Source organism: Methylocaldum gracile, from assembly GCF_053646815.1.
In genome coordinates, this window is record NZ_CM132196.1 from 122,886 (window position 1) to 149,214 (window position 26,329).

A 26,329-nucleotide genomic window follows, 5' to 3' on the forward strand; every position below is an offset into this window, starting at 1 on the left:
TGTGCTTCCATCAAGCGCGATAGGTCTGGACTGACATTTAGAGCTACCCTTCGGCTTCACTTGAAACGGCAGACGCCGGGAGCATGCGATTTATCCGCTCCTCGGTCTTCGTAGACGGCTAGGTCGAGAATGAAAGCGTCCTTGATCATCTGTCGCTCCCTGCCCAGAGCTCGGGCATCTAGTTGATCGCGGTCGTCTTCACCTGCTCCGAACGCCTCGGTCCACGGCTCGAAACGCCAGCCGAAGCGAAACGATGCCTGTTCTTATCGGGTTAGGCGTCACGATCTGGGCGGCGTCCTTCGCTTATCCATAGCGTCCTTTGGAACAAGTGTCGGCGGTCGGTCCCGCCGATCAGACCGACCCGTCAATCGAAGCGGGTGCTTGGTCGGAAAAGAACGAAGCCAGAACCCGAACGGCTGGCTGGGGCGGCGGTTCGGCCGGCCGGCTCGTCCTCCGGCGCGTGTCCCGTGGGAGCCCCATTAGACCGAATCTGATTCAGCCACAAAATAAGTACAAATCCTTGTCTCTCTGATAAGCCTTCGTAACAGACCAAGAAATCCGGCCGGAACCGGGTTCTGGCCGTGGAGCGAGGCTTATCGGTCGAACGTCTCCACGGTAATGCTGATTGCGGTGGTTGCGCCGAGCAACCAAATGGAATCCGTCATCTCGCCATGCTCACGAATCACCACGTCAATCGCGCTATCCAACTGCGCTTGGGTATCGCAGGCCCCGAGCGAGATGCCTTTCTCGAAATACCTGACGCCATGATGATCGGCCACGGGTTCGAGCCAGTAATAGCCGGGGCCTTCGAATTGCGCGTGCAATGGCGCCCTATAGCAGCCGGCGTCATACCAGATACCGCCGACCCTGGCTCCATCGGTTCTGACCGTAATGGTGTTCATGACATTTACTCCTTTGAATTGGTGGACCGCTTTTCTGAGTCCGATTGATTTTTGACAAGCGCTCTTACCGAACGTTGGGTGCTTTTTCCAAAGCCATTCGGGTGAGAGTACAGATAAGTATCCGATAGGCGCAGCTCCGATTCGGCTGGGTGAAATCCGATCACGCGGGCTGCCGGCTATCCCGCCCAAGGTTTGCTCTGGAAACATTCCGGCAATGGCCGTTCGTGAAGTTCAATTTTTTGAGTCCAATCCCCGGCGATCAGTGCAACCGTGGCCTTGAAACGAGTCTAAGGAGAACTTTTCAGTCCGCCGCCGCCTGGGGGAAGAACGGTACCCGTTGGGTGCGGCGGAAGTGGCTGGGATGCCCATGACGTTACTTAAGAGGAGACGGGGATCCCAGAATGACCACCATCAAAGACTTATCGGATGCCAAGCTTCTTCATAGCCTGGCAGCGTGCCGGGACTGCAGCGACGTTCAGCGGCTTCGAAACGAGCTGACGCGGACGATCCGTGAACTCCAGGCACAGGTGCGGGAATTGGAGGCCCAGAACCGCGAACTTCAGGAGGCCCAGCGGGCCCTTAAACGGTCCCGCAACCGCTATGCCGAGCTCTATGACGGGGCGCCGATCGGCTATGTGAGCCTGAACTCTGAGGGGGTGATCCGAGACATCAATATGGCCGGGGCGACAATGCTCGGCCGGAAGCGCACGCATCTGGTGGGCTCTCCCTTGCGCCGCTACGTGGCTCCCGAAGACCAATCCACACTTCTAACGCATCTCAAAGGCTGTCTGCAGCAGGACCAAGCCGTGGCGGAGCTGACCCTTCTAACATCAACGGGAGACCGCCTCGCCGTCCAGCTCGCCAGCCGGAAAACCTTCACCCATGACGCGGAGGAGGTCCGGTATTTGACGGCTCTCACCGACCTTACCGAGCGGATGCGCACAGATGCCTTGCAGCGCCAATGGGCGGCCATCGTGGAGTCTTCCGACGATGCCATACTCGGCAAGACCCTGGATGGAGTCATCACCGGCTGGAATGCCGGCGCGGAGCGGCTGTTCGGCTACGCCGCGGACGAAGCCATCGGCCGCCCCATCAGCTTCATCATTCCGCCCGAACGGCAGGCGGAAGATCTGGAGATTCTCATGAAAATCGGCCAGGGCCAGCGGGTTGATCACTATGAGACCGAGCGTCTCGGCAAGGACGGCCGAAGGATCGCCATCTCGCTCACCGTCTCGCCGCTGCAAGACGAACAGGGCCGAATCATGGGCGCGTCCACGATTGCCCGCGACATCACCGCGCGCAAAGCGGCCGAGCAGCAGCTCAAGGAGCGGGATGCCTTCGCCAAGAAGGTCCTGATGTCCTCTCTGAACGGCCTCTACATCTACGATGTGAAAGCCGGGCGGGATGTCTTCATCAATGCCCAGTGCACCGAGCTGACGGGCTATACCCTCGAGGACCTCCAGAGCCTGAGCGGGAAGGACTTTTTCAATCTGTTTCACCCTGACGACCAAGGCCGCATCATCGCCCATTTCAAGGCCTTGCTCGACACGGCCAATGGCGAAACACTGGAAATCGAGTACCGGATCAGAACCGCTGACGGCCGTTGGATCTGGTGCATTTCGCGAGATGGGGTGTTCGCCCGCGAGGCCGACGGATCGGTCCTGCAGATCATCGGCACCTTCCTGGACATCACCGAGCGCAAGCGAGCCGAAGAACTGCGCCTGGAATACGACCGCCGCAAGGATGAATTTCTGGCGATGCTGGGGCATGAGCTCCGCAATCCCTTGATGCCGATCCGGAATGCCGTCCACATCCAGCGCAAATTCGGCGCGTCGGAGCCCAAGTTGATCTGGGCCTGTGAGGTGATCGACCGTCAAGTCACCCAGTTGATCCGGCTGGTGGACGATCTCTTGGATGTGTCGCGGATCGTCCAAGGCAAGCTGGCACTGAAAAAAACGCTGGTGGAACTCGCCGCCGTGATCGCCCAAGCCGTCGAAACCGCGCGGCCCTTCGTCGAGGCGCGGCGCCACGCCCTCACCATTTTCATCCCGGAAGACCCGATTCAGGTGGAGGGGGACAGCGTGCGCCTGGTTCAGGTCGTGTCGAACCTGCTCAACAACGCAGCAAAGTACACCTCGGAAGGCGGTCGGATCTGGCTGAGCCTAACTCGGGAGAACGGCGAGGCGGTCGTTTCGGTTCGGGATACGGGCGAAGGCATACCCGGCAAGTTGTTACCTCACCTCTTTACGCCCTTCACCCAGGCCGAGCGCACCCTGGACCGCGCTCAAGGCGGGTTGGGGCTCGGTCTGACGATCGTCAAGCGCATCGTAGAACTGCACGGCGGGTGGGTCGAAGCCGAAAGCGGAGGCTCCGGCCGAGGGAGTGAATTCATCGTGCGACTGCCCCTTTACCCGGATGATTAAAGAAAGACAGACGCATGGCACCGTTCCGTATTGAATCCGCAGTTTGAAACCTCAGGCAGAGGTTCGGTAATCCCGACTTTTCATGCCTGCCGATCAAGTGATGGAAAATCCGGCCGTAGCCCGACCATAGGTCTTGCAGCTCGGGCTTGCCTTCGAGCCGACACTCGTTATGGATTGGCGCGATCAGTCGATGGAAGCCACACCGTCGTGTAGCGCCAGGCATGCGCTGCAACCGCAGTCCTCGCCATCGCAGGGATCGGTACACTCCGCCGTGCACGTACAGGCGTGCGGCTGGGTCATGTACTTGGCTTGATACAAGCCGTTGGGCGGGTATCGCTTTTTCCCTTCGTCGGTCGGACCGTTCATGCCTCCTCCACAGTCTCCACAAAGGTCGATAACTTAGGCCCAGCGGGGTTTTCTGACTATCCGTAAGGTTCCATACCGAGAGTCGTTCGCTCGGCAACCGCCATGCCTTTGGTCTTGACTGTTATGGCAGTCATCACCTGCTCCGTTTGCTTAAACTCGGGAGAGATCGATACTGATGCAGCGTTCGACCCTAGTGCTGCATCACTTCTCGATTGACGAGTCAAATGGAAAGGAGGCCAGCCAGGGTGGCTGAGCCACGGCAGGGAGACGACGATGGCCAAGAAGTACCGTGTGACGCTAACCCCAGAGGAACGGCAAGAGTTGGAAGGACTGATTGGCAAAGGCAAGGGTGAGGCCCGGAAGCTGGCCCATGCCCGGATTCTACTGCAGGCGGAGGAAGCCGAAGGCGGCCCCAAGCGCACGGATGCCGAAGTCGCATCGGTGCTGAATGTGAGCGTCCGGACAGTCGAACGGGTCCGGGAACGCTTCGTCGAACAGGGGTTTGAAGCGGCCTTGGCGCCCAAGCCCAGCGAACGGGTGTACACCCGTCTTTTGGATGGCGCCCAGGAAGCCCAGTTAATCGCTCTGGCCTGTTCCGCGCCGCCTTTAGGCAAGACCCATTGGACCCTGCGCCTGCTGGCTGAGCGAGTGGTCGAATTGGAAATCGCGGAAACCTGTTCGCATGAAACGGTCCGGCGCGTACTCAAAAAAACGAACTCCAACCGCATCGGCGCAAGATGTGGGTGATTCCGCCCGAAGCCTCGGCCGAATTCGTCGCCCACATGGAAGAGGTGCTGGAGGTCTATCAACGGCCCTATCAACCCGAGCGGCCGGTGGTCTGTTTGGACGAGACCTTCACTCAATTGATGGGTGAAGTCCGGGAGCCGCTTCCGCCCGCACCGGGTCAGGTGGAACGCTACGACAGCGTCTATGTCCGCAATGGCGTGGCGAGCCTGTTCCTGGCCTTCGAGCCTTTGGCGGGGTGGCGCGAAGTCCAAATCACCGAGGGCCGGACCCGGAAGGACTTTGCCCAGGTCGTCCGCGACCTGGTCGATGGCCGGTATCGGGAGGCCGACAAAGTCGTACTGGTGATGGATCAGCTCAATACCCACTCGACCGCCAGCCTGTACGAGGCCTTTGCGCCCGAGGAAGCCCGCCGGATCGCCGAACGGCTGGAGATCCATCACACGCCCAAGCACGGCAGTTGGCTGGACATGGCCGAAATCGAGTTAAGTGCCCTGGCGCGCGATCTGCCCGAGCGGGTGGGTGAGCGGGCCGATCTGGAGCAACACCTCAAGGCCTGGACCGAGCGCCGCAACCAGACCCAAGTGAAAGCCCAATGGCAGTTCACCACCAAAGAGGCCCGAATCAAACTTCGCAAACTCTACCCCACTTATGACGGGTGACAGAGCACTAGAGCATTTTCCGATTCGGTGTCAGAGCGCCCGACAGGTAGGTCGGCAATCCCTTGCCGACGTACCGGCGCCGGAAAGCGGGCTTGGCCGAGAGAGGGAGAACATTGAGAGCGTCCCCCGACGGGATCGGCCAAACTCCGTGAATGCAAGTTGGAGGCTTAGATCTGTTGCCGGATGGGTTTATGGCCTGCGGGAGCCGGTTTCAATCAACTCCTATTCCAGATCGCTTTCGATCAGAAATTCGTGTTTTGTAGGGTGGGTTAGGCGCCCATCAGCACTGACCGACCGCCGGTCACTGCACTTCGCGTGCGCGTAACCCACCGAGCGACTTCCAATCGATGGGTTACGCGGAGCCTGTCCCGAGCCCTTCGACGATGCTCAGGACAGGCTTGTCGAAGGGCCTGTCCCGAGCGGAGACTAGGGGCTAACCCGCCATCGATGGGTTTCGCTTCGCTATACCCATCCTACGATGAATATTCACTCGAATGCCGAATGGAATTACATGCGAACGGAAACCGCTCTAATTCCGGTGCGGCTTCACCCGTGTTTGAATAAGCTGGGGTGCTGCCTATGGCGGGTTGTGAACCGGTGGATCTCCGCTAAGCTGAAGATTAACCTCGATGTCAGTCCAGACCTGCGGGGATACCCGGCTCCGGCCGGGTTTTTTTATGGATTTCGGAGATGAATCGTCCCATGAATCAAAGCAAACGGGGATGGAACCGGGGCAACATCCTTGTGCGCCCGGCTGGCTTTAGAACTGTGCCGAAGTCAGCCCAAGCCGTCCGATTTTTGGGCCGCCTGCAGCTATGGAATCGTCTTCGGTCCCCGGGTTGCGGCGGCCGCCTGCCAATCCTCGCGATGGATGGTTGCCGACAACCAGCGGTGGACCAGTCCGGCGAGAACGGCTCCGATCAGGGGGGCGACCCAAAAGAGCCAGAGCTGGACTAGCGCCCAATCGCCCACGAACAACGCGGGGCCGGTGCTTCGGGCCGGATTCACCGAAGTGTTGGTCACCGGAATGCTCACCAGGTGAATCAGGGTGAGGCCCAAGCCGATGGCCAGCGGCGCGAACCCTTGAGGAGCGCGCGAGTCGGTGACGCCCAGTATGATCATGAGGAACATGAAGGTCATCACGACTTCCGTTAAAAAGCCCGCGCCCATGGAATATTCTCCGGGCGAATGTTCGCCGTAACCGTTGGCGGCGAATCCCGCGGCGACATCGAATCCGGCCTTTCCGCTCGCGATCAGATACAACACGCCGGCGCCGAGGATCGCGCCGAAAACCTGAGATGCAATGTACGGTGCTAGGTCGGACCCCGGTATGCGGCCTCCGGCCCAAAGACCGACGGAAACCGCCGGATTGAAATGGCCGCCGGAAATATGGCCCACGGCATAGGCCATGGTCAGCACGGTCAAACCGAATGCCAGGGATACGCCGAGCAATCCGATTCCGACATTCGGGAAGGCGGCGGCAAGAACGGCGCTGCCGCAGCCGCCGAAAACCAGCCAGAACGTTCCGATAAACTCCGCTGTACAACGTCGATAAATCGACCACATGATCAGTCCCTCCAAGGTTTTTTTTTCAAAACGAGCCGATTTCCGTTCCCGCCTCGAAAGCGGGACGAGCGGTTACCTTTTTAGATCGCGGTTCGACCGCTAACTCACAGCATCCGACGAAAAATTTTCAGCGTCAATGTGATACCGTAGTTCCGGACAAAAAGTTCACCACGGCTATCAAGGGACGGTGGAATGGATCGACAGGAACCGGATCACGGCATTACACATTTGTTCGTGGGCAAGGACCCGTTCTTTCGCCTGCAACGGGCGATCGGGCTGGCACCGTCCCATGGTTTGGGCGTAAAGCGGCGCGCCTTGTTCTTCGCGCTGTTGTGCTGGGTGCCCATCGTCGTCCCGGCCTCGCTCGCCGGTCGGGCATTCGGCGGCGAAATCTCGGAACCCTTGCTCCTTCACTTCGCCATTCATTCTCGTTGCCTGATCGCGATACCGCTCTTCATCATCGGCGAAAGCGCCCTTTTGCGCCTCGAATCGCTGATTCGCCATTTTGTCGTCTCGGGACTGGTCGGCGAATCTTCGATGCCGAAGTTCCGCGCGGCTTTGAATACCGCCGACCGCTTGCTGAATTCCTGGTGGATTTTCGCGATCCTCGTCAGCCTCGTGACAGCGAACGTGATTTTTGCCGTGCAGCAGTTCGAGCGGCTGCACGAGGCATCCTGGGCCATCGACCGGGATACCGACCCGATCGGGCTCATCTTCGCGGGATGGTGGTATCTCCTCGTGCTGCGCCCGATTTTCAGCTTCCTGATAGGGTTGTGGGTATGGCGCGTCGTGGTATTCGGGATTCTGTTGCTACGCGTTTCCAAGCTGGACCTCGAACTCGTTCCGGTTCATCCGGACCGGGCCGGCGGCCTGGGTTTTCTCGGCATGGCCCCGCAGGTGTTTATTCCGTTCATATTGGGCGTATCCATGGTGCTGGCCTCGCACTTCGCGCACAGCGTTCTTTACCACGGTGCGCGCGTCGAGTCCTTGAGGATGCCCATGGCGCTTTATGTGATGCTCGCACTGTCTCTGTGTTTAGGCCCGCTGCTGGTGCTCATCGGCAAGTTGAAACGCCTGCGGCGCAAGGCCCTGCTCGATTACGGCGCCTTGGCGGGACAGCACGGGAGACTGGTCGACCGCCGCTGGATCCGAGGAGAAACGGTTCGCGACGACGCTCTGCTCAATGCTCCGGAACTCGGCCCCGTGGCGGACGTGCGTTCCATGCACGAAGCCGTGAGTGCCGTTCGCATGGTGCCCATCGGCCGGCAAACCGTCATCACTCTGTTTGCGGCGGCGGCCTTGCCGATGGTGCCGGTGCTGGCCATCGAAATTCCCGTTATCGATCTCTTGAAAATGTTGGCGGGATATTTGTTTTGAGCCGGTCAAGGCGCGGTCGGGGCTGGTTGCTGGCGCCCCTGCTGATAACCCTGGCGGTAGGCACGCTCCTCGGCCTGTTTGTGCTGGTCGTACAGATAGCTGCCCACCAGTCCTGTGCCCGCGCCGATCGCCGCGCCCAGGCCCGCATTCCCGGCAATGGCGCCGATTGCCGCGCCTGCCGCCGCGGAACCGGTAGTGCCGCTCAACATCCGCTGCTCGCTGGGAGACATGCCGGCGCACCCCGATAACAAGGCTGCGCCCAAAAGACTCAAGAAAATTCGCGATTTCATCGCGGCCCTCGCTTGTCTGTGGATCAATCGGTCATGCCGGATCGAGCCGTTTTTTTACACGGCCATTTTTGGGTCATGAATCGGAACATCACATCCACCGGGCGCTCGTTGTTGTATTCCGGGTGAGCTTGCGCCCAGGAGACGAATTCCGCGATCGCCTGCTGCCGGGTCGGCTTCGGATCGGGAGGGCACACCAAGGGTTGGCTGTCGGGCCCGGAGTGCATGGACTCGTGATAGTGGTAGGCGCCAACCAGATAACCGGTACAAAAGTGCACGGCGGCAACGTTCAGCGGATCGTCCCGGGGCGTGGTGCAAAGGTCGATCAGATCCTGGACGTTACGGACCAGGAAGTCCTCTTCCTCGGTGGCGGCCGAGGCATTCTGCAACTGGATCAGGGTTGCCAACAGCACCATTCCGGTGCTCACCAATCGCTTGAATCGCATGGATAAACCTCCTTGAAGCCATGTCTCGCCGGATATCGATCTCGGCCGGTATTCCGCTTCGAATCCGCCGGCCGCTGCGCATTCCTTCATCCGTAAACATTTCGACTTTTGTGGCGCCGGTGGAGTTCGAATAGCCTCGGCCCGACATGCGGAATTCCGAAGGCGAAAGCCGCGCCCAAACGAAATCGAAATCCCGTTCCGCCAAATCTCCCCGAATATTTGTAAATACCGCGACGGACGCTTGACTCTGGACTTGGGTCCAGGGTTTACGCTATCGACGCATGCACTGAGAAGAGGAGGGTGCTCCATGCTCACCATCGGGAAAGCTGCGGCTCAGGCCGGGATCAGCATCGATACGGTTCGCTTTTACGAGCGCGCCGGCCTTTTGAAAAAAACGACGCGCACGGCGGCCGGCTACCGGCTTTACCAGCCCGACGACGTGGATCGGCTGCGCTTTATCCGCCGGGCCAAGGCGCTCGGGTTTTCGCTGGAAGAAATCGCCGAACTGCTGGCGCTAAACGACGGCGTCGGCGAGCGCAGCGCGGTTCGGGCGATTGCCGAGCGCCGTCTCGCGGAACTGGAGCAAAAGATCGCCGAACTCGACCGGGTCCGCCGGACCCTGGCCGAACTCGTCCATGCCTGTGACGGCGCCGGTCCGGTATGCGGATGCCCGATCATCGAAGCGGTCCTCGGGGACAATACCCTCGAATCAAAGCGCGACAATGCCACGACATCAACATCATAAGGAGCGACTCATGAGCCATGATATTCATCACATACCCCTTCACGGCGGTGCCAGTTTTTCCACGGCGCACGCTCACCATCATGGAGCCAGCCGCTCTTCGCCGACGCATTTGGCGACTCACGCGACCGTTCATTGCCTGAGCGGTTGCGCCATCGGCGAATTCGTCGGGCTGGCCATCGGGGTGAGCTTGGGGTTGAATCCGTGGACCACCATGATGCTCGCCACGGTTCTGGGTTTCGTCAGCGGCTACACCTTGGGCTTATGGCCCTTGGTCCGTCAAGGCTTCGGCTGGGTTCGGGCGTTCCGCACGATCTGGATCGGCGAAACCGTGTCCATCGCGGTCATGGAGCTGGCGATGAATCTGACCGATTATCATCTAGGCGGCGTGCAAGCGGCCTCGATGCTCTCGTTCCGGTTCTGGCTGGGATATCTGGCGGCGTTGCCGGCCGGGTTCATCGCCGCATGGCCGGTGAACTACTGGCTTTTGGGCCGCAATCTCAAGCAGCGGTGTCATTAGTACTAATACAAGCTCAACCAAACTAGGGGAACAAACATGGTCACTCCTGACGAGGCAAAACACCGGGCGGCCACGGCCTATAACGCCGCCGCCGACCTATTCGATGCGCCGGAACTGGGATTTTGGGATTACCATGGACGGCGAACGATCGACCGGCTGGGTTTGCGGCCGGGAGCACGGGTGCTCGACCTCTGCTCCGGCAGCGGCGCCTCGGCCCTGCCGGCTGCCGAGCGGGTGGGGCCGGACGGCTTCGTTCTGGGCATCGACTTGGCCGAAAGGCTGTTGACGCTCGCCAGGGCCAAGGCCGCCAAGCGTGGACTAACCAATATTGAATTTCGGACTGGCGACATGCTCGACCTCGGTTTGCCGGCCGCCAGCTTCGACGCGGTGGTGTGCGTGTTCGGCATCTTTTTCGTGCCGGACATGGCGCAGGCGGTGCGCGAGTTGTGGCGCCTGGTTCGTCCGGGCGGCAAATTGGCGATAACCACCTGGGGACGGGACTTTTTCGAGCCGGCCGATAGTCTATTCTGGGATACCGTGCGCTCTGTCCGGCCGGATCTCTACAAGGGATTCAATCCCTGGGACCGGATCGACGATTCCATCGGGCTGCGCGGCATGCTCGCCGAAGGCGGTATCCGCGAAGCCGAGATACATACCGAAAACTACTCTCATCCGCTAAAGTCGCCCGACGATTGGTGGACCATCGCGCGCGGATGCGGCTACCGGGGCACGATCGACCTGCTCTCGGTCGAAGAGCAGGCGCTGGTCAGGGAAAGCAATCTGGCCCCGCTTCGCGAGGGCAAAGTCTCCGGTATCGAAGCGAGTGCCTTGTACGCCATCGCCGTCAAGCAGAGTTAGAGATAGGCCGAAAACATGGTTCCGATTCCGTTTTCCGATATAGGGTGGGAGGCGCGCACTGCCACGAACCATGCCGTATCCGCCGGAGATGCCGAAGAAACTTTGCTGGTTACGTACGATGCGTGCTTAACCTGCTCTACATTGAAAGCTTTTTCGAGTTGAACGCGATGCTGTTGGCGGCCAAATCCCGAAGCGTTGAAATTCCCGAGAACACTTAGAGGCGAAAATCCGTGCAAACCGTAAATGCCATTATCCGGCAATGCCGAATCGCGGCCTTCTGGTTCGCGGTTCTGTCGGCGCCGCCGGTCCAGGCCGGAAGCTATGAGCTGGTCATAGACAAGAAAGCGGTGAATCTGACCGGACGGGAACGGACCGCCATCGCGGCCAACGGCTCATTGCCGGCGCCCACGCTGCGCTGGCGGGAAGGCGAGGAAGTCGCCTTGCGCGTGACCAACCGATTGGACGAGCCGACTTCTATCCACTGGCACGGCATCGTGCTGCCTTACGACATGGACGGCGTGCCCGGCATCAGCTTTCCCGGGATTCCGCCCGGCGAAACCTTTAGCTACCGCTTCAGGCTGAGCCAGAGCGGGACCTACTGGTATCACGGCCATTCGGCGATGCAGGAGCAACTTGGGTTGATGGGCGCGATCGTCATAGAGCCCGCGAAGGGCGAAGCTCACGCTTACGACCGCGAGTATACGGTGATGCTGTCCGACTGGTCCGACGAGAACCCGCACCGCGTGCTTTCGAAGCTGAAGAAGCAGAGCGACTACTACAACTTCCAGAAGCGCACCGTGTTCGATTTCTTCCGGGATCTGTCCGGCAAGGGCGTCAAGGAAACCATGGCCGACCGGCTGGCCTGGGGCGAGATGCGGATGGACCCTACCGACATCGCCGACGTCACCGGCTATACCTACACCTTCCTCGTCAACGGCCAAGGTCCCGAAGCCAACTGGACGGCTCTGTTCAAGCCGGGCGAGCGCATCCGGCTCCGTTTCGTCAACGCCGCGGCGATGACCCATTTCGACGTGAGCATACCGGGGCTCAAAATGCAGATCATTCAGGCGGACGGGCAAAACGTCGAGCCGGTCGAGGTGGACGAGTTTCGTATCGCCGTCGCGGAGACCTACGACGTGCTGGTCGAGCCCCGCGAACCCCAGGCCTACACGATCTTCGCGGAAGCCATGGACCGCAGCGGTTATGCGAGAGCGACCCTGGCTCCCCGGCGCGGCATGAGGGCGGAGGTTCCGGCGCTACGGCCACGACCCTTGGTGACTTTGGCCGAGATGGCGGCGGCCCACGGCATGGAGCACGGTTCTGCGGCCGGCGGGCCGCACGCGGCCATGAAGCATACGCCGGAAAAGGAACATCGGACGAACGGGCATGAAGGTCACGATATGGCGGGCATGGATCATGCCGCGATGCCGGAGATGAATCACGCCATGTCTTCACACGCCGGTCACGAAGGCCATGCCATGGCGGAGCATGTCGAAGAACGCGCCGGCACGGGCCATCGGGTGCTATCGTATGCCGATCTCAAGAGCGCGGAGAAGCATGCGGACTGGCGCGAGCCCGACCGGGAAATCATTCTGCGCCTCACCGGTACCATGAACCGCTACATTTGGTCCATCAACGGCCAGAAGTACTCCGAGGCCGAGCCGATTCGCCTCAAGTACGGCGAACGGGTGCGCTTTACCTACATTAACGAGACCATGATGAACCACCCTCTGCATCTGCACGGCATGTGGCAGGACCTGGATAACGGCAAGGGGCCGTTCAATCCGCGCAAACACGTCGTAAACGTCAAGCCGGGCGAGACCGTGCACGTCGACGTGCCGGTCGACGCGCCGGGCGAGTGGGCGTTTCATTGCCATCTGGTGTATCACATGGAAACCGGGATGTTTCGAAAGATCATCGTGGAGCCTCCCGATACAGCTGCGAAAAAGGGAGCTTGAGAAGGTGATTCCGAGTCTCGAACACCACCGTGTCCGGCGTTCCGTTCCGGTTTGTGCCGCGGCCATTTTGATGATGTTCGGGAGCGGCCGTGCGACCGCTCAGATGGACGATGCGATCTACAACTATCTCAGGTTCGAACGGTTCGAGTACGAGGGGAACGGGGACATTCACCTCTTCAAATGGGACATCGAAGGCTGGACCGGCAGCGACTACAACAAACTGTGGGTGAAAAGCGAGGGCGATTACGTCTTCGAACAGGACATTTTCGGGCGGGCCGACCTTCAGTTGCTCTACAGCCGCAACATCGCCACCTTCTGGGACGCCCAGATCGGCGTCCGCCGCGCGTTCGAGCCGGAACGCACCTTCGACGGCGTCATCGGCATCCAGGGGCTCGCGCCTTATTTTTTCGAGACCGAGGCGGCGATGTTCATCAGCGAGAACGGCAATGTGCTCGGCCGCTTCAAGCTGGCCTACGAGCTTTTACTAACCCAACGCCTCATCGCCCAGCCGCGCATCGAAATCAACGTGTCCGCGGACGACATCGAGAACCGCGGCGTAAAGGCCGGCATCACCGAATTCGAAGCGGGACTCAGGCTGCGCTACGAAATCGTGCGGGAATTCGCGCCTTATATCGGCTTCGATTACGTCGAGGAGCAGTCGCTCAGAGAGCACAAGCACAGCGTAAGGGCGGTGGCGGGTATAAGGGCCTGGTTTTAGAGCGTTAGTTTGGCGGTGATGATCGGGAAATTCGTAGGTCGGCAATCCCTTCCCAATCGCAAACGGTCGCTTTAGTCGCGACCCTTCCGACAAAGCCCCTTGCCAACCCAGCGCGTCGGCAAGGGATTGCCGACCTACCGTATGCTGGGGCGCTAAATCAAACCGGAAAATGCTCTAGCTCCGCGATTTCCACAAAAGCTGTGGAGCGGTTTGTGGATAATGTTGTGAAATATCAGGAATACGCATGTTATATCCGGAGCTTAGCGGAAGTGTCTAAATTCCGAACACAGACGACAGGATTCGAGAACATCGAAAACACCCTATGGCGACAAACCCCTTCACTTTACCCTTCGAGCGCTTGCCGGCCACGCTGCCGATTTTCCCGCTGCGCAACGCCATCGTCATGCCGGGGGCTCAGTTGCCGCTGAATATATTCGAGCCGCGCTACCTCAACATGGTTTTCGATTGCCTGGGTACCGACCGGATGATCGGCATGGTGCAGCCCGATCCGGCCTCGAAGGACGAGAATCAGCCAGGGGTATACCGAACCGGCACCGCGGGACGCATCACCTCGTTCAGCGAAACCCTGGACGGCCGCCTGCTGATCGTGATGACCGGCGTCTGTCGTTTCGATATCCGCGAAGAAATACCAACCACCCGGGATTATCGTCGCGTCATCCCGGACTGGGATCGATTTCGTGTCGATTACGCATTGTCGGATGCCATTTCGTGCGACCGGGGAAAGCTCATGGAGCTGCTCAAGGACTATTTTCAGCGTAAGAGCCTGAGCACCGATTGGACGGTCATGGAGCAGATGTCTTTCCCCGTTTTGGTGAATGTCCTGATCAGCCAGTTGCCGTTTGAAGTGGCAGAGCGCCAGGCATTGGTGGAGGCAGTCAGCGTGGAGGACCGCTACGCCAAATTGCTGGGGCTGTTGGAATTCGAAATGGCGGCAGCGCGGGTCGGCACCGATGTCAGGCAGCACTGAGCGTCAACGGGTAAAGCCGCGGCGCGAGCCTCATTCCGGTCCCGTTGCCGGGGTCATTTTCGACATGGACGGAACCCTGGTCGATTCCGGTCTCGATTTCGCCGTGATGCGCCGCGAAATGGGGCTGCCGGACGGCGTTCCGCTGCTGGAGGCCATGGAAGACCTGGCCGAAGCGGAGGCCATTCGATGCCGGGCCATCCTCCTCCGCCACGAGGCGGCCGGCGCGGCGCGTGCCGTAGTGCTGCCCGGTGTGCGTTGTTTCTTGGATCGTTTGCGCGGATTGGGTGTTCGCCAAGCCGTGTTTACCCGTAATAGCCGGGAAGTCGCCGATGCGACTCTGACCCGCTGCCGATTGGATTTCGAACTGGTGATGACGCGGGATGACGGTCCGATAAAACCCGATCCCTGGGCTATCCGCCATATTTGCGCGACTTGGGGTGTTGTCCCCGCGCAAGTCGCGGTGATCGGCGATTACCGTTTCGACATCGAAGCCGGTATCCGTGCCGGGGCCAGGACGGTGCTCTTTACCCGAGGACGTCCAAGCGAAAGTCTGCCGGGCGCCGATTTGGCCGAATTTCATCTGGCAAGCTTTCAGCAAGCCGATCAGCTGTTGCGTGCGCTCGGATTATGAGGTTATTGGTCTTATTCCATTCGGCATTCGAGTGAACATTCATCGTAGGATGGGTAGAGCGAAGCGAAACCCATCGATGGCGGGTTAGCCCCTAGTCTCCGCTCGGGACAGGCCCTTCGACAAGCCTGTCCTGAGCATCGTCGAAGGGCTCAGGACAGGCTCCGCGTAACCCACCGATTCGAGGTCGCTCGATGGGTTTCGCTTCGCTCTACCCATCCTACAAGAATGAATTCCTACTGAAAGCGATTTGGAATTACTGTGCCCTAGACAGTTGTACCTGACGATCGGAGTGCAACAGCCTCGACGGCATTCCGGAAGTCAACGAAAGCGGCGTCCCAGGTACGGGGCGTATTCCGCAGCAGCCGTGAGCGGTAACGGCGTCGCAAGTCGCGGTCCGACAGCAGTCGCTCCAGGCTATTCCGAAAAGCCTCGCGGTCCGCGAGGGGTACAACGAAGCCGGTCTCTCCGTGCCGCACGATGCGCGATGCTTCGCCGACCTCCGTGGTCACGATGGGCAGGCCAACGGCCGCCGCTTCCGCCAAAGCCATGCCGTACGCTTCGAATCGGCTGGCGAAGGCGAAAACATCCATTCCGCCGAGAAACCGCGCCAGTTCCGGCGTATCCAGAACGCCGTGAAGGAAAATCCGGGTTTGCAGTCCGAGATCCGCGATGCGTGAGCGGAAGCGCCCGGCATAGTTCGGGTCGATTCGGTCGTAGCCCGCAACGTGCCAAGCCCAGTCGCAATATCTGAGTTCAGCCAGGATTTCGAGCAGTTCAGTCAGCCCTTTTGCGGGAAGCAGGTTGGCGACGGTCGCGATTTGAACCGGCTGGTCCGTTGACCGCTTGCCCGATGCTTGTCTCGCGGCAAGAAACGCGGCATCGACTCCGGGTTCGCATAGGAAAGCCGGCTTACCGGGGTAGCGCCGTTCGAGGAGGCATCGAATCGATAATCCGGTCGCGATGAAGAACCGGACGCGCTCCGCCGCCCGCTCGAACCGATCTTCCTCTTCTTTCCGCCGGTCCGCGTCGAGCAGCGGGTTCAGAAAGGGGACATAATGCACCAAGAGCCCGTGCACTGCTTCATCCCCGGCTAGAGCGTTTTTCATCCCGGTGTACGGCTTCGTGTCGGGCGGGAAGAACGTAGGTCGGCAATCCCTTCCCAATCGCAAACGGCCGTCCTGGGAGCGCCAGGACGCCCCTTCCGACGAAGTCCTTTGCCGAGCCGATAAGTCGGCAAGGGATTGCCGACCTACCTGTCGGGCGCTCTGACACCGAATCGGAAATTGCTCTAGCGGATAATTCGACAAGTCTTCCAGAAGCAGGCTGTCCCATAGAATAATCGCGTTGCGCGGCAAATAGGGAATCGCGCCGTCCGGCGGGACTTCCGCGGCTTCGAGCGGAAAGCTTGTTTCTCGCGCCTGGCGGATGATTTGGCGGTTGAAGACATTGCCGCCGGAAGGGCAGGCATCGAGCGGCGGATGAATGAACACGAGTCTCATCGTATCAACCGAAATAACCAGAATGAGTCATAAGCTATCTCTTGAATCCCGATTGGTCGAATGGAGCGAACGCCATGCGATGCTGATGGGGCTCGCGATCGGAGGTCTGTGGTTTAAGTCCCCGCCGGAGTTTCTCGCAGCGATGGCCGCTGCATCTTTTCTTGCCCTGATCCATCAGTTCCGGCGGGAATGGACGCCTTCCGGGGCGTTCGGGGCGGCTAACGCGATTACCTTGATCCGTTTGATGGCAACGCTCTTTCTGCTGCTTTTTCCGCTATCGAACGGCTGGTTTCTAGCGTCCTTCGCCCTGACCATTTTATACGCCGACCACTGGGACGGCTGGCTGGCGAGACGCCGCGGCCTGACCTCGGCCTTCGGCGATTGCTTCGACAAGGAAGTGGATGCGTTCTTTTTTCTAACTCTATGCCTGCTTCTTTATAACCGCGGCCATGTCGGCATTTGGATTCTGTTTCCCGGCTTGTTGCGCTATCTGTTCGTGCTGTTCGTCAAACTGGCGGGGCCGCCCCGGCGCGTCGCGGCGGGCAACTGGTTCACCCGCTCCGTCTCGGTGATCGCCATCGTCGTATTCGTTCTGTGCCTGCTGCCGGTCGAGCTCCACTGTACGGGTTTCGCCGTGGCGGCGACGTTCGCGCTATGCGCCTCGTTTCTGTACTCCCTGTTTCAGCTCTATCGGCCGCAACGCCCGGGATGATGCCATGAGTCTTCGCACTACGCCGATAAAAGGCTTGGACGACGTTCGGGCGTTTTTCGACCGTCTGGCGCCGGTTTACCGCGATTGCCACGGCAAGGCGGAAAAGCTTTTGCGCTACCGGCTCGGCATCATAGATCGCCTGCTGGAACGCGCCGGTCACGGTTCACTGGTCGAAATCGGCTGCGGCACCGGGATGCATCTTTTTCCCCTGGCCGCCCGATTCGAGCGCGTGCACGGCACCGATCTTTCGCCCAGCATGATCGAGCAGGCAGAGCATCTTCGTCTTGGACACCCGCATGGCGAGCGCATCCGTCTGAGCGTGGCGCCCGCGGAAAGCTTGAGCTCGGTGGGCGATGCCGAAGCGGACGTGGTGCTGTGCGTCGGCGCCCTGGAGCACATGCTCGATCAGCGGCAAGCGCTGCGCGAGACTTGCCGCGTTCTAAAGCCGGGCGGCGTCTTCGTCTGTCTCACGCCGAACGCGGATTATGTCTGGTACACCCGAATCGCGCCTCGGCTGGGGCTCAGCACCAAGCATCTGAGCACGGACCGCTTTCTCGGGAAGAAAAAATTGACCGATTTATTGGAAACCGCCGGATTCGAGGTCGAGCGCATCGGCTCCTGGGCCTTCATTCCGCGCGGCGACATGCCGCCCTATCTTGCCCGGATTCTGACGGCGCTGGACGGCGTCGGACGTCTGTTGCGCATCCCGTCCTTTCGCGGCGGACTCTATTGTCGTGCGGCAAGACGCAGCTGATCCGTATCCTTCGGGTTATCATTACGCCCGCTTCCCGGCCGGCGCGCCAACCGAACGTGCCGGACATCCGAACCGATTTTCCGTTTTTGACTGACAACTATAAAAGACCGATGTCGTACTATCTCGAACCGAACAAAGATTACCGCAACGATAGCCTGCGCCACGGCGCCGAGTTTTCCGAGGAAGATATTCGCGTAGACACCGCGAAGCATTACGACGACTGTTATTGGGATTACCGGACCGCATGGTTCGATAACGAGAATCTGGCCTTGCATTACGGTTATTGGGACGAGAATACCAAGACTCACAGCCAGGCTTTGCTGAACAAGAATCGCATACTCGCCGAAATCGCCGGCATCACGCCGGAAGACCATGTCCTGGATGCGGGCTGCGGCATCGGCGGCAGTTCGATCTGGCTAGCGAAGCATATCGGCTGCCGCGCCACCGGCGTCACGGTCAGTGCCCGGCAGGTCGAGCACGCCAAGCGGAACGCCGAGCGCCACGGGGTGTCCGATAAAGTTGATTTTCAGCAGGCGGATTTCTGCAAGACGCCGTTCCCGGACGAATCCTTCGACGTGGTTTGGGCGGTCGAAAGCAGTTGCTATGCGACCGACAAGCGGGATTTCTTCCGGGAAGCCTACCGCCTGCTGCGCAAGGGCGGCACGCTGATCGCCTGCGACGGCTATGCCACGCGCCGGGAATTCAACGAAGAGGAATGGCAGGCGGTCATGGATTGCCTGAACGGGTGGGCCGTGCCGAACCTCGCCAGCGTCGAGGAGTTCCAGGCCGGCATGGAGGAATGCGGCTTCCGCGACGTGCACATCACCGAGGCCACGGCCGAAACCATGCCCTCGTCCCGCAGAATGTACCTGACTGCCCTGTGGACCTATCCGATGCAGTTGACCATGCAATGGCTGGGACTCCGCAGCAAGGCACAGACCGCGAATTTCAAGGTCGCGCTCGCCCAGTACAAGGTGTTCCGCGACAAGATGGTCCGCTATTGCATTTTCCGGGCAAAAAAGTGATTGGTAGGGCGGGTTAGGTGCGCCCCCACGACCCTCTCGTAGCTCAATGAGTCTGGCGTGCACCGTAACCCGCCGAAGCGAACGGCAAGGCACCGCGCGTTTCGGCGGGTTACGGTGCACGCTTAGCGCAGCGATCAACGGCCGCGCCGTACCGATGTGCGCCTAACCCGCCCTACGAAGTCGTAGGTCGACAATCCCTTGCCGACAAATGGGTCAAGTCCTTGGCCGGTTTCGAAACACCGGCAAGCGCACCCGCGCTTCGAGGCCGCCTTGCGGGCGGTTGTGGAGGCTCAGCGTTCCACCCTGGGCGCCGAGCAGGTTGGCGGCGATCGGCAGACCCAGGCCGGTGCCGCCGGTTTCCCGCGAGCGCGAGGTTTCCAGGCGGAAAAACGGCTGCATCACTTCGCCCAAATACTCTTCCGGGATGCCGGGGCCGGAGTCCCGCACCCTTATCAGCCAGTGGTCGCCGGAGCGCTCCAGACTCACATCGGCTTCCCCACCGTATTTCACCGCGTTGTCGATCAGGTTGAGAAAACTGCGTCGCAGGGCTTCCGGCCGGCCCGAGATCAGCGCGCCGTCCGGTCCTTCGAAGCGAGCCTTGCCGCCAGCATCGACGGTATCGTCGCAGAGGCTTTGCAGCAGGGCGCCGAGATCGATCGTTTGCTGCGGCGGCCCCGAGTCCAGGCTGCGCGCCAGGTCCAGCCCCTCGTCGACCAGCGCCTGCATGGCCGCCACGTCCTCCGCCAGCCGGGCGCGAAGCGGCTCGTCCCGGCACTGCTCCAGCCGCAGGCGCAATCGGGTGAGCGGCGTCTTCAAGTCGTGGGTGATAGCGGCGAGGATGCGGGTTCGCTCTTCGATATGGGAGCGCAAGCGTTCCCGCATCCGGTTGAAGGTCCGGGCGGCTTGCCTGACTTCGACAGGTCCCGATTCGTCCATGGAGGAATGTTCCGGATCGCGGCCGAACGACTCGGCGGCTTGAACCAGGCGCCGCAAGGGTTGTAGGACCAGGCGGACGGCGAACCAGGCCACGATCGCCAAAAAACCCGCCAAAATCGAAAGGCTCGTGACGAATCCCTCGGCCCTCGGTTGTCGTGGCGGCGGGAGTTCGCGGCGCGCTTCGATCAGAACCCGTTGTCCGTCGGCAAACCGGACCCGTGCACCGACGGTCCGGGACGGCTGGCAATCGGCCGGTTGGTCCCGGCAGTCAGAGTTTCGGGTTCGCCATGCTGCTTCCACCGCAATCGATGGTCCGGCTGCTTCGCTGAGAGCGGCGGTGAATGAAGGGTCATCCGGGTGCTCCAATCGCAAACGGGCATCCAGGGAGTGCCTGGATGCCCCTTCCCCGGATGACCGATTGCGATTGAACGGCAGAGGTGGCGTCGGCTCCGCCGTTCCCTCCGCAGGTTCGATGCGCCATTGCCCGGACGGCAAGGCCTGGACTGCGGCGAGGCGCTGTTCCGGCGGCAGGGAAGCGAGCAGATGGAGGATATCGGCGATGCGATCGGCCGCGCTTTGTTCCCGAAAGCTGTGCACGATGTGGCTGCGCTCCCGCAATGCCAGGCTCACGGTAACGAAGACCGCCATCAGCACCCCGGCGAGCAGCAGAAGAAACAGCCGGACGGCAAGCGAGCGGGGCGGAAAGGAGACGCTCATGGACACCTCGAAAAACCGTCGCGAGCGCCCCGAGTGCAAGGCGTCCGGAGCACAGGAACCGGAGTGTACGCGGAGTACATGAGGATTCCGAGCACCGCGCAACGCAGCAATCGGGACGCGCAGTAGGTTTTTCGAGGTGTCCTCATGATTCCTGCTCCACCACGGCGGCTAGAACATAGCCCTCGTTCCGCTGTGTTTTGATCAGGTTGGGCGCCCGTGCGTTATCACCCAGCTTCTGGCGCAGCCGGCTGACCCGGAGGTCGATGGAGCGATCGAAGGGATCAGCCTCTCGGCCGCGGATCAGATCCATGAGCTGATCGCGGGTGAGCACCCGGTTGGGATGGGTGAGAAATACCTCCAGCAAGCGGTATTCGGCTCCGGATAGCGCGACTACCACGCCCTGGGGAGAGGTGAGTTGGCGCGTCTGCCCATCCAGGGTCCAGCCGGCGAATCGCCAGCGATGCGCCGAGTCCGAAACACCCCTGTTCGGCAGCGAACGGGCGCGGCGCAGGATATTGCGGATGCGGGCCAGGAGTTCGCGCGGTTCGAACGGCTTGGCGAGATAGTCGTCGGCGCCCATTTCCAACCCCAGCACCCGGTCGATAGGCTCGCCGCGGGCGGTCAGCATCAGTACCGGAAGATCGGAACGCGCGCGCAGGTCGCGGCACAGGCTCAAGCCGTCCTGGCCGGGCAGCATCAGATCGAGGACGATAAGGTCGATTCCGCTGCTTTCCAATATTTCGCGCATCTGCCGGCCGTCGGCGGCCAGACTGACGCGGTAGCCGTGCTGTTTAAGATAGTCGCCGACCAGTAGGCGAATTTCGCGGTCGTCGTCGACGACGAGGATATGCTCTGTGGTTTCCATGGAGGCTTTTTACCGCGGTTGCCGGCGTGAGTCATGGGCTTTTGTATCGTTTTGTATCGCCTGCTGCCGACGATAAAAAATGATACAAAATCACCGCCTGCCGGACACATGTCCGATACATGGCCGGTGTGAAATAGATTCCGAAGACGGCGGGACGGTCCCGGCGGTCTAAACAGAATCGGCTTCGGCCGACGTTTCACAAAACCGGAGGAATCCACATGAAATCTTATCCTAAAGCACTCTTGATCACTCTTGCCCTGCTCACCCCCGTAGCCGCAATCGCCGAGTCCGGAGAAGCCAAGCCTGAATCCGGCGCTTACAACCAGGGTCCCGCCGGTTCGCGGGCGGAGCGGCGGGAGCGCTTCATGGAGGAGCGGATGGCGGAACTGCGCAAGGAATTGAAGCTTACGTCGGCGCAGGAAGCCGACTGGAACACCTGGTCCGCCAAGATCAAGGAAATCAAGGAAAAGAAGAAACAGTCCCGTCCCGACCGCGAGGCCATGAAGAACCTGCCGGCCCCGGAGCGTCTGGAAAAAATGATCGCCCACAATAAGGCAAAACAGACCTATCTCGAAGAAGCCCTGGCCGCGACCAAGACCTTCTACGCCACGCTGACCCCGGAACAGCGCAAAGTCTTCGATGAGCTGACCCCGTTCGGCGAGCGCGCTCACAAATGGAAGCACCACGGCGGCCCGCGTCATCCGGGCGCGAAGTAACGAGCTAATTCTAATTCGGAATCCATGGGCTCGTAGGGCGGGTTAGCGGGCACCCCCGCGTAACCCGCCGAATACCGAAGATCAAACCTTCTCCGCCAACAGATCGATCTGATGAATGATCAAGCCGAGTTCTCCGGCCGTCAATCGCTCGGAGCGTTCCCGGTACCATCGGTCGAGCGAATCCGTGGAGAATTGTCCCGATCTTAGGGCTTCGTCCCGGATCATGTTCAGCAGGGCGGCCAGGCAAACGGCATCGCGGTTGCGATAAATGCGGCGGAGCGGGGTGATGTTCCAGTCGGAGCTGCCGTAGGCGATCGGTTCGAAGCCGGTTTCGCCGAGGACGCGGTGCAGCCGTCTTCCGGAGCGGGCGCCGCCGCTGTTTTCGTCCCATACCCGGCGCTTCTCCATGGAAGCGTCGTACACGGCAAGGATGCGATTTTCGAACTCTGCATCGGCGTAGACCGGAAACAGCGCGGTTTCGCCGTCGTAATTGATGGTGCCGTAAAAGATCCCCCTGGGCCGCAGCCAGCGCGCGATCCGTCCGGCCATGGTCCGGAGCGGCAGAAGATCCATCACCGCGTGGGCAATGACCGCGTCATAAGAGCCGGGGGCTTTATTCGGTTCGAAGTGTCGTAGGTCGCTGCAGACGAAATCCACGGCGATTTCACGGCCGTCTTGCCGGGCGCGGATGCCGGTCGGTTGTGCCGAGACATCCGAACCTCCGTTCCGAAGCAAACCGGCCGTTCTTTCTCGGGCGGTGTCCAAAAGGGTCCGGTCCCGATCCACGGCGGTGATGTGCAAATCGGTTTCGGGGGCCAGCTTCAGAAGCCGCAGCACGGAAGCACCGGTACCGGTGCCGAGGTCGAGGCAGGTCGAGCGCGGTTTGCCCGACAGCCATTGGGCAAACTCGGTTTGGACCTCGCGGTTCAGGCTGCGCTCGTCCAGCGCGAACTTGGCTTCGAGATAGTCGTGGAAAGGAATGTCCACGGTCGCCGGAGTTAAAGCGTCCCGCCGAAGGCCGCCCAATCCCGCTCGTTCTCCCAAAGCTTGATCGTCATCTTTACGCCGTGCAGCGTCACCCGATCTCTGAGCCGTTCCCAGAATATGCGGGCAAAGCGTTCGAGGCTGGGGTTGAGGCCGCGAAAAGGCTCGAGATCATTGAGTACGCGGTCCTTGAACTCTCCGATCAGCGCCATGGTTGCTTGCTCCAGATCCACGATGTCGATCAGATAGCCGTGCCGGTCGAGCTGTTCGCCCTCGATCAGCACTTCCGCCTTGTAGTGGTGGCTGTGCTCTAGGGTTTCGTCGCCCCAGTCCCCGCCGATCAGGAAATGGCGGGCGATGAAGTCGCGGGTGATGGCTAGCTGGTACATCGCGGTTCCTCGGATCGTCAGGTGTACTCGAAAATCGGCTGCAACACCCCAGCCCGCTTGCTGTCGACCAGCTCGAAGGCTTCCTGGCAGGCACTGGGCGCGAAATGATGGGTGATCAAGCGTTCCGCACGGATTTCGGCGAGCCACTCCCAGACGAGGTCGAGCCGCCGCTTCTTGCTCCATCGGCCGGAAAGGCGCGGGTCGATCGTGCTCACCTGGCTCGAAACCAACCGGATGCGCCGCCGGTGAAAATGGCCGCCGAGGTCGAGCGGCGCCTCGCTTTGGCCGTACCATGAACCGACCACGATGCGGCCGTCGAAACCGGTCAGTTCGATGGCCTGGTTCAGAGCGGCCTGATTTCCCGAGACTTCGATGGCGGCATCCAGCCCGTCGGCGCCGTCGTAGAAAAGACACTCTTTAAGCGCCGCGACTTCGCGTTTGACGGTCGGGTTGATGGCCAGGGCCGCGCCCATCTCGGTGGATTTTTGTCGGCGGAACGCGAGAGGATCGGCCGTGATCAGCTCTCCAAGCGGAAATCGGCCGAGCACGGCGGTGGTGAGCAGTCCGACGATGCCCTGCCCGAAAACCATGATCCGCTCTCCGGGCAGCGGCGCCGAATCGAACACCAGATTCAGCGCCGATTCCATATTGGCGAGAAACAGGGCGCGCTCCGCCGGAACCCCCTCCGGCAGGACCAGGCAATCCTTCTTATCGACGACGGCGTAGTTTTGGTGGGGGTGATAGGCGAAGACCCGGCGGCCCAGCCAGTCCCGGTCTTCGTCCGCTCCCACGGCGGCGACTTCCCCGACCAGGGCATAACCGTACCGGAACGGATAGCTGAAGTTTCCTTGCAGACTGCCGATGCTCGTGTCCTGAGGCAGATCCTCGGGCACCTCGCCCCGGAAGATCAGGGATTCGGTGCCAGGGCTGATGGCCGAGCACAGGGCTTTGATCAGTAATTCTCCGGTTCGTGGGGCGGGCAGATCGATTTCCTGCACCGCCACCGATTTGGGGGCTACATGACAAACGGCTTGTACTCGCATCAGACGTATCCGACCGGGCCGAAGGCGATGATGTCGGAACCCAGGACATGGTACTGGCAGTCCGTGATGCTTAAAGGGGCTTGCTCGCCGGAGCGGCACAGATCGTCGATGGCTTTGAGCCCGCCTATGATTTTTGGTGTTATTGTAATCACGCAGTAGTTCACTAAATGATGTTTGAGAAAGGTGCCGATGATCTTCGATCCCCCCTCGACCATGAGGGTGCGGATACCGATTTGGCGCAGTTTCGTCAGGGTTTCTTTCAAGTCGACGCAGCCGTCCTCGCTTGCTCCCACCACGAGAATTTTCGCGCCGGCCGAGAGCAGCGCCTCGCGCTTGGCCGGGTCCGATTCGCCGGTGGTCACGATGACGGGCGGCTTTTTCGACTGCTTCAGAACGCGGCAGTCCGGCGGCGTCCGCAGGTTGCTGTCGAGAATGACCGGCTGCGGATCTTCGCCTTCATAGTAACGGACGTTGAGCTGGGGATCGTCGCTGAGGATGGTGTTGACCCCGACCAGCAGCGCGTCGTGGTGCGCTCTCAGGAAATGGGTGAGCGTCAGCGACTGCCTCGAACTCAGGGCATAGGGAACCTGGCTGTCGACGGCGATGCTGCCGTCGACGCTTTGGGCATAGGTCAGGGTGACGAAAGGGCCGCTTTCCGCCGGGGCATGGGCCAGCGACAGCTGGTCTATCAACGGCTCGATGAATGCGAATTCGCGGTGGAACGGCGTGCTTTCCCGAAATGTCAGCAAATGGGCCAGCTTTTCGGCCTTGGAACGCAGATAGCCGGCATTGTCGTCATGATGGCCGACCTCGATGGGAATGCGCGCCTCGACCTCGATCCCGTATTCGGTGAGTTCGTCGACTTTACGGGGGTTGTTGGTGATGAGCCGGATCGAGCGAACGCCCAAATCCTTGAGCATCAGCGCGGCGACGCCGTAATTCCGTTCGTCAGGCTGATGGCCGAGGCTGATATTGGCCTCCACCGTGTCGAGGCCGCGGTCCTGGAGATTATAGGCTTCCAGCTTTTTGCGGAGGCCTATGCCGCGTCCTTCCTGACGCAGATAAAGCAGTACGCCGCAGCGGGAGCGTCCGAGATATTGAAGGGTGTGTTTGAGCTGATCCCCGCAGTCGCAGCGCCGAGAGCCGAAGACGTCGCCGGTCAGGCATTCCGAATGGACCCGGACGGGGACGCCGCTCTCACCGTTTACGTCCGATTTCACCAAGGCAAGGTGGTCCTTGCCGTGCTCGGTGTAAAGATAAAGGGTGAATTCGCCGTAGCCGGTCGGAATTCGAGTCTTGACGAGGTTCTTCACTACAGGTTTTTTGGGGTTTCGCGGTAAAAAAGGCAAACAGTATAAACACCAATATTGCCGAGTCGATACCGAATAAGTTGTGTGTGCCGGGTTCGGTCGTTCTGTCCGGAAAATGCCGCTGCACCGACGGAGCCCGGCTTGTGCCGAACAAGCCGAGACCGCCCCGCCGGCCACGCCACAGCCGGACC

General features: G+C 60.6%; 26 protein-coding genes. 14 read left to right on the top strand and 12 right to left on the bottom strand.

The window, feature by feature from the left end:
* Positions 1 to 593: 593 nt before the first annotated feature.
* On the bottom strand, positions 594 to 902 hold the full coding sequence (locus ACWJJK_RS00560; RefSeq protein ID WP_077730822.1) for a hypothetical protein: 309 nt from the start codon (positions 900 to 902) through the stop codon (positions 594 to 596).
* A gap of 401 nt (positions 903 to 1,303) precedes the next feature.
* Here ACWJJK_RS00560 and ACWJJK_RS00565 point away from each other — a divergent pair, with 401 nt between their 5' ends.
* Positions 1,304 to 3,325 carry a PAS domain-containing sensor histidine kinase gene (locus ACWJJK_RS00565; RefSeq protein ID WP_156881337.1) on the top strand — a complete coding sequence of 674 codons (2,022 nt, stop codon included), beginning with the start codon at positions 1,304 to 1,306 and terminating at the stop codon, positions 3,323 to 3,325.
* 183 nt (positions 3,326 to 3,508) lie between these two features.
* Here the strand turns inward: ACWJJK_RS00565 and ACWJJK_RS00570 are convergent, their stop codons facing one another.
* A complete protein-coding gene (locus ACWJJK_RS00570; protein ID WP_077730824.1) occupies positions 3,509 to 3,691 on the bottom strand; it encodes a hypothetical protein in 183 nt (60 codons plus the stop codon).
* A 273-nt stretch (positions 3,692 to 3,964) separates the two neighbouring features.
* On the opposite strand from ACWJJK_RS00570, the gene ACWJJK_RS00575 reads away from it, so the two are divergent.
* A protein-coding gene (locus ACWJJK_RS00575) for an IS630 family transposase (protein WP_156881336.1) occupies positions 3,965 to 5,097 on the top strand; the annotation gives its coding sequence in 2 pieces (ribosomal slippage) (positions 3,965 to 4,397 and positions 4,397 to 5,097; 1,134 coding nt in all).
* Positions 5,098 to 5,910: 813 nt separating this feature from the next.
* On the opposite strand, the gene aqpZ is transcribed toward ACWJJK_RS00575, so the two are convergent.
* Positions 5,911 to 6,663 (bottom strand): aquaporin Z, encoded by a 753-nt coding sequence (gene aqpZ / locus ACWJJK_RS00580; RefSeq protein WP_077730894.1) that lies wholly within the window; start codon positions 6,661 to 6,663, stop codon positions 5,911 to 5,913.
* Positions 6,664 to 6,855: 192 nt separating this feature from the next.
* Here aqpZ and ACWJJK_RS00585 point away from each other — a divergent pair, with 192 nt between their 5' ends.
* Positions 6,856 to 8,040, top strand: a complete 1,185-nt coding sequence (locus ACWJJK_RS00585; RefSeq protein WP_156881335.1) for a hypothetical protein — start codon at positions 6,856 to 6,858, stop codon at positions 8,038 to 8,040.
* A gap of 5 nt (positions 8,041 to 8,045) precedes the next feature.
* Here the strand turns inward: ACWJJK_RS00585 and ACWJJK_RS00590 are convergent, their stop codons facing one another.
* Positions 8,046 to 8,330 (bottom strand): glycine zipper family protein, encoded by a 285-nt coding sequence (locus ACWJJK_RS00590; protein WP_077730826.1) that lies wholly within the window; start codon positions 8,328 to 8,330, stop codon positions 8,046 to 8,048.
* Between the two features lie 23 nt (positions 8,331 to 8,353).
* A complete protein-coding gene (locus ACWJJK_RS00595; protein ID WP_077730895.1) occupies positions 8,354 to 8,773 on the bottom strand; it encodes a Rap1a/Tai family immunity protein in 420 nt (139 codons plus the stop codon).
* A 307-nt stretch (positions 8,774 to 9,080) separates the two neighbouring features.
* On the opposite strand from ACWJJK_RS00595, the gene ACWJJK_RS00600 reads away from it, so the two are divergent.
* The 7 genes from ACWJJK_RS00600 to ACWJJK_RS00630 all read left to right on the top strand — a co-directional run bounded on the left by ACWJJK_RS00600 (position 9,081) and on the right by ACWJJK_RS00630 (position 15,188).
* Positions 9,081 to 9,518, top strand: coding sequence for a MerR family DNA-binding protein (locus ACWJJK_RS00600; RefSeq protein ID WP_077730827.1), 438 nt, complete (start codon positions 9,081 to 9,083; stop codon positions 9,516 to 9,518).
* Positions 9,519 to 9,528: 10 nt separating this feature from the next.
* Positions 9,529 to 10,035 carry a DUF4396 domain-containing protein gene (locus tag ACWJJK_RS00605; protein WP_168175442.1) on the top strand — a complete coding sequence of 169 codons (507 nt, stop codon included), beginning with the start codon at positions 9,529 to 9,531 and terminating at the stop codon, positions 10,033 to 10,035.
* Between the two features lie 36 nt (positions 10,036 to 10,071).
* A complete protein-coding gene (locus tag ACWJJK_RS00610; RefSeq protein WP_156881334.1) occupies positions 10,072 to 10,893 on the top strand; it encodes a methyltransferase domain-containing protein in 822 nt (273 codons plus the stop codon).
* A gap of 230 nt (positions 10,894 to 11,123) precedes the next feature.
* Positions 11,124 to 12,851 (top strand): copper resistance system multicopper oxidase, encoded by a 1,728-nt coding sequence (locus ACWJJK_RS00615; RefSeq protein ID WP_454128538.1) that lies wholly within the window; start codon positions 11,124 to 11,126, stop codon positions 12,849 to 12,851.
* A 4-nt stretch (positions 12,852 to 12,855) separates the two neighbouring features.
* Positions 12,856 to 13,569 carry a copper resistance protein B gene (locus ACWJJK_RS00620; RefSeq protein WP_240502545.1) on the top strand — a complete coding sequence of 238 codons (714 nt, stop codon included), beginning with the start codon at positions 12,856 to 12,858 and terminating at the stop codon, positions 13,567 to 13,569.
* A gap of 322 nt (positions 13,570 to 13,891) precedes the next feature.
* Positions 13,892 to 14,557, top strand: a complete 666-nt coding sequence (locus ACWJJK_RS00625) for an LON peptidase substrate-binding domain-containing protein (RefSeq protein WP_077730830.1) — start codon at positions 13,892 to 13,894, stop codon at positions 14,555 to 14,557.
* The gene (locus ACWJJK_RS00630; protein WP_077730831.1) at positions 14,541 to 15,188 is read left to right on the top strand and encodes an HAD family hydrolase; all 648 of its coding nucleotides are present in this window, start codon (positions 14,541 to 14,543) and stop codon (positions 15,186 to 15,188) included. The genes ACWJJK_RS00625 and ACWJJK_RS00630 overlap by 17 nt, the downstream gene beginning before the upstream one ends.
* A gap of 263 nt (positions 15,189 to 15,451) precedes the next feature.
* Here the strand turns inward: ACWJJK_RS00630 and ACWJJK_RS00635 are convergent, their stop codons facing one another.
* Positions 15,452 to 16,687, bottom strand: coding sequence for a glycosyltransferase family 4 protein (locus ACWJJK_RS00635; protein WP_156881333.1), 1,236 nt, complete (start codon positions 16,685 to 16,687; stop codon positions 15,452 to 15,454).
* A 22-nt stretch (positions 16,688 to 16,709) separates the two neighbouring features.
* Here ACWJJK_RS00635 and ACWJJK_RS00640 point away from each other — a divergent pair, with 22 nt between their 5' ends.
* The 3 genes from ACWJJK_RS00640 (at position 16,710) to ACWJJK_RS00650 (ending at position 19,178) form a co-directional block, all read left to right on the top strand.
* A complete protein-coding gene (locus tag ACWJJK_RS00640; RefSeq protein ID WP_347258737.1) occupies positions 16,710 to 17,399 on the top strand; it encodes a CDP-alcohol phosphatidyltransferase family protein in 690 nt (229 codons plus the stop codon).
* Between the two features lie 4 nt (positions 17,400 to 17,403).
* Positions 17,404 to 18,153, top strand: coding sequence for a class I SAM-dependent methyltransferase (locus tag ACWJJK_RS00645; RefSeq protein ID WP_156881331.1), 750 nt, complete (start codon positions 17,404 to 17,406; stop codon positions 18,151 to 18,153).
* 110 nt (positions 18,154 to 18,263) lie between these two features.
* Positions 18,264 to 19,178: a methyltransferase domain-containing protein gene (locus ACWJJK_RS00650; protein WP_156881330.1), complete on the top strand. Its 915-nt coding sequence runs from the start codon at positions 18,264 to 18,266 to the stop codon at positions 19,176 to 19,178.
* A gap of 213 nt (positions 19,179 to 19,391) precedes the next feature.
* Here ACWJJK_RS00650 and ACWJJK_RS00655 read toward each other — a convergent pair whose 3' ends face one another.
* Positions 19,392 to 20,831: an ATP-binding protein gene (locus ACWJJK_RS00655; protein WP_156881329.1), complete on the bottom strand. Its 1,440-nt coding sequence runs from the start codon at positions 20,829 to 20,831 to the stop codon at positions 19,392 to 19,394.
* Positions 20,832 to 20,973: 142 nt separating this feature from the next.
* Complete coding sequence (locus tag ACWJJK_RS00660; protein ID WP_077730835.1) at positions 20,974 to 21,696, bottom strand: response regulator; 723 nt, start codon at positions 21,694 to 21,696, stop codon at positions 20,974 to 20,976.
* 218 nt (positions 21,697 to 21,914) lie between these two features.
* Here ACWJJK_RS00660 and ACWJJK_RS00665 point away from each other — a divergent pair, with 218 nt between their 5' ends.
* Complete coding sequence (locus ACWJJK_RS00665) at positions 21,915 to 22,412, top strand: Spy/CpxP family protein refolding chaperone (RefSeq protein WP_156881328.1); 498 nt, start codon at positions 21,915 to 21,917, stop codon at positions 22,410 to 22,412.
* 81 nt (positions 22,413 to 22,493) lie between these two features.
* Here the strand turns inward: ACWJJK_RS00665 and ACWJJK_RS00670 are convergent, their stop codons facing one another.
* The 4 genes from ACWJJK_RS00670 to ribA are packed head-to-tail and all read right to left on the bottom strand — an operon-like array spanning position 22,494 to position 26,141.
* Positions 22,494 to 23,399, bottom strand: coding sequence for a class I SAM-dependent methyltransferase (locus ACWJJK_RS00670; RefSeq protein ID WP_454128539.1), 906 nt, complete (start codon positions 23,397 to 23,399; stop codon positions 22,494 to 22,496).
* A gap of 11 nt (positions 23,400 to 23,410) precedes the next feature.
* Positions 23,411 to 23,785, bottom strand: coding sequence for a 6-carboxytetrahydropterin synthase (locus ACWJJK_RS00675; RefSeq protein ID WP_156881326.1), 375 nt, complete (start codon positions 23,783 to 23,785; stop codon positions 23,411 to 23,413).
* A 17-nt stretch (positions 23,786 to 23,802) separates the two neighbouring features.
* Entirely contained in the window at positions 23,803 to 24,828 is a 1,026-nt protein-coding gene (locus ACWJJK_RS00680) for a zinc-binding dehydrogenase (protein WP_156881325.1), read from the bottom strand.
* Entirely contained in the window at positions 24,828 to 26,141 is a 1,314-nt protein-coding gene (gene ribA / locus ACWJJK_RS00685) for a GTP cyclohydrolase II (protein WP_346425849.1), read from the bottom strand. The genes ACWJJK_RS00680 and ribA overlap by 1 nt, the downstream gene beginning before the upstream one ends.
* Between the last annotated feature and the right edge of the window lie 188 nt (positions 26,142 to 26,329).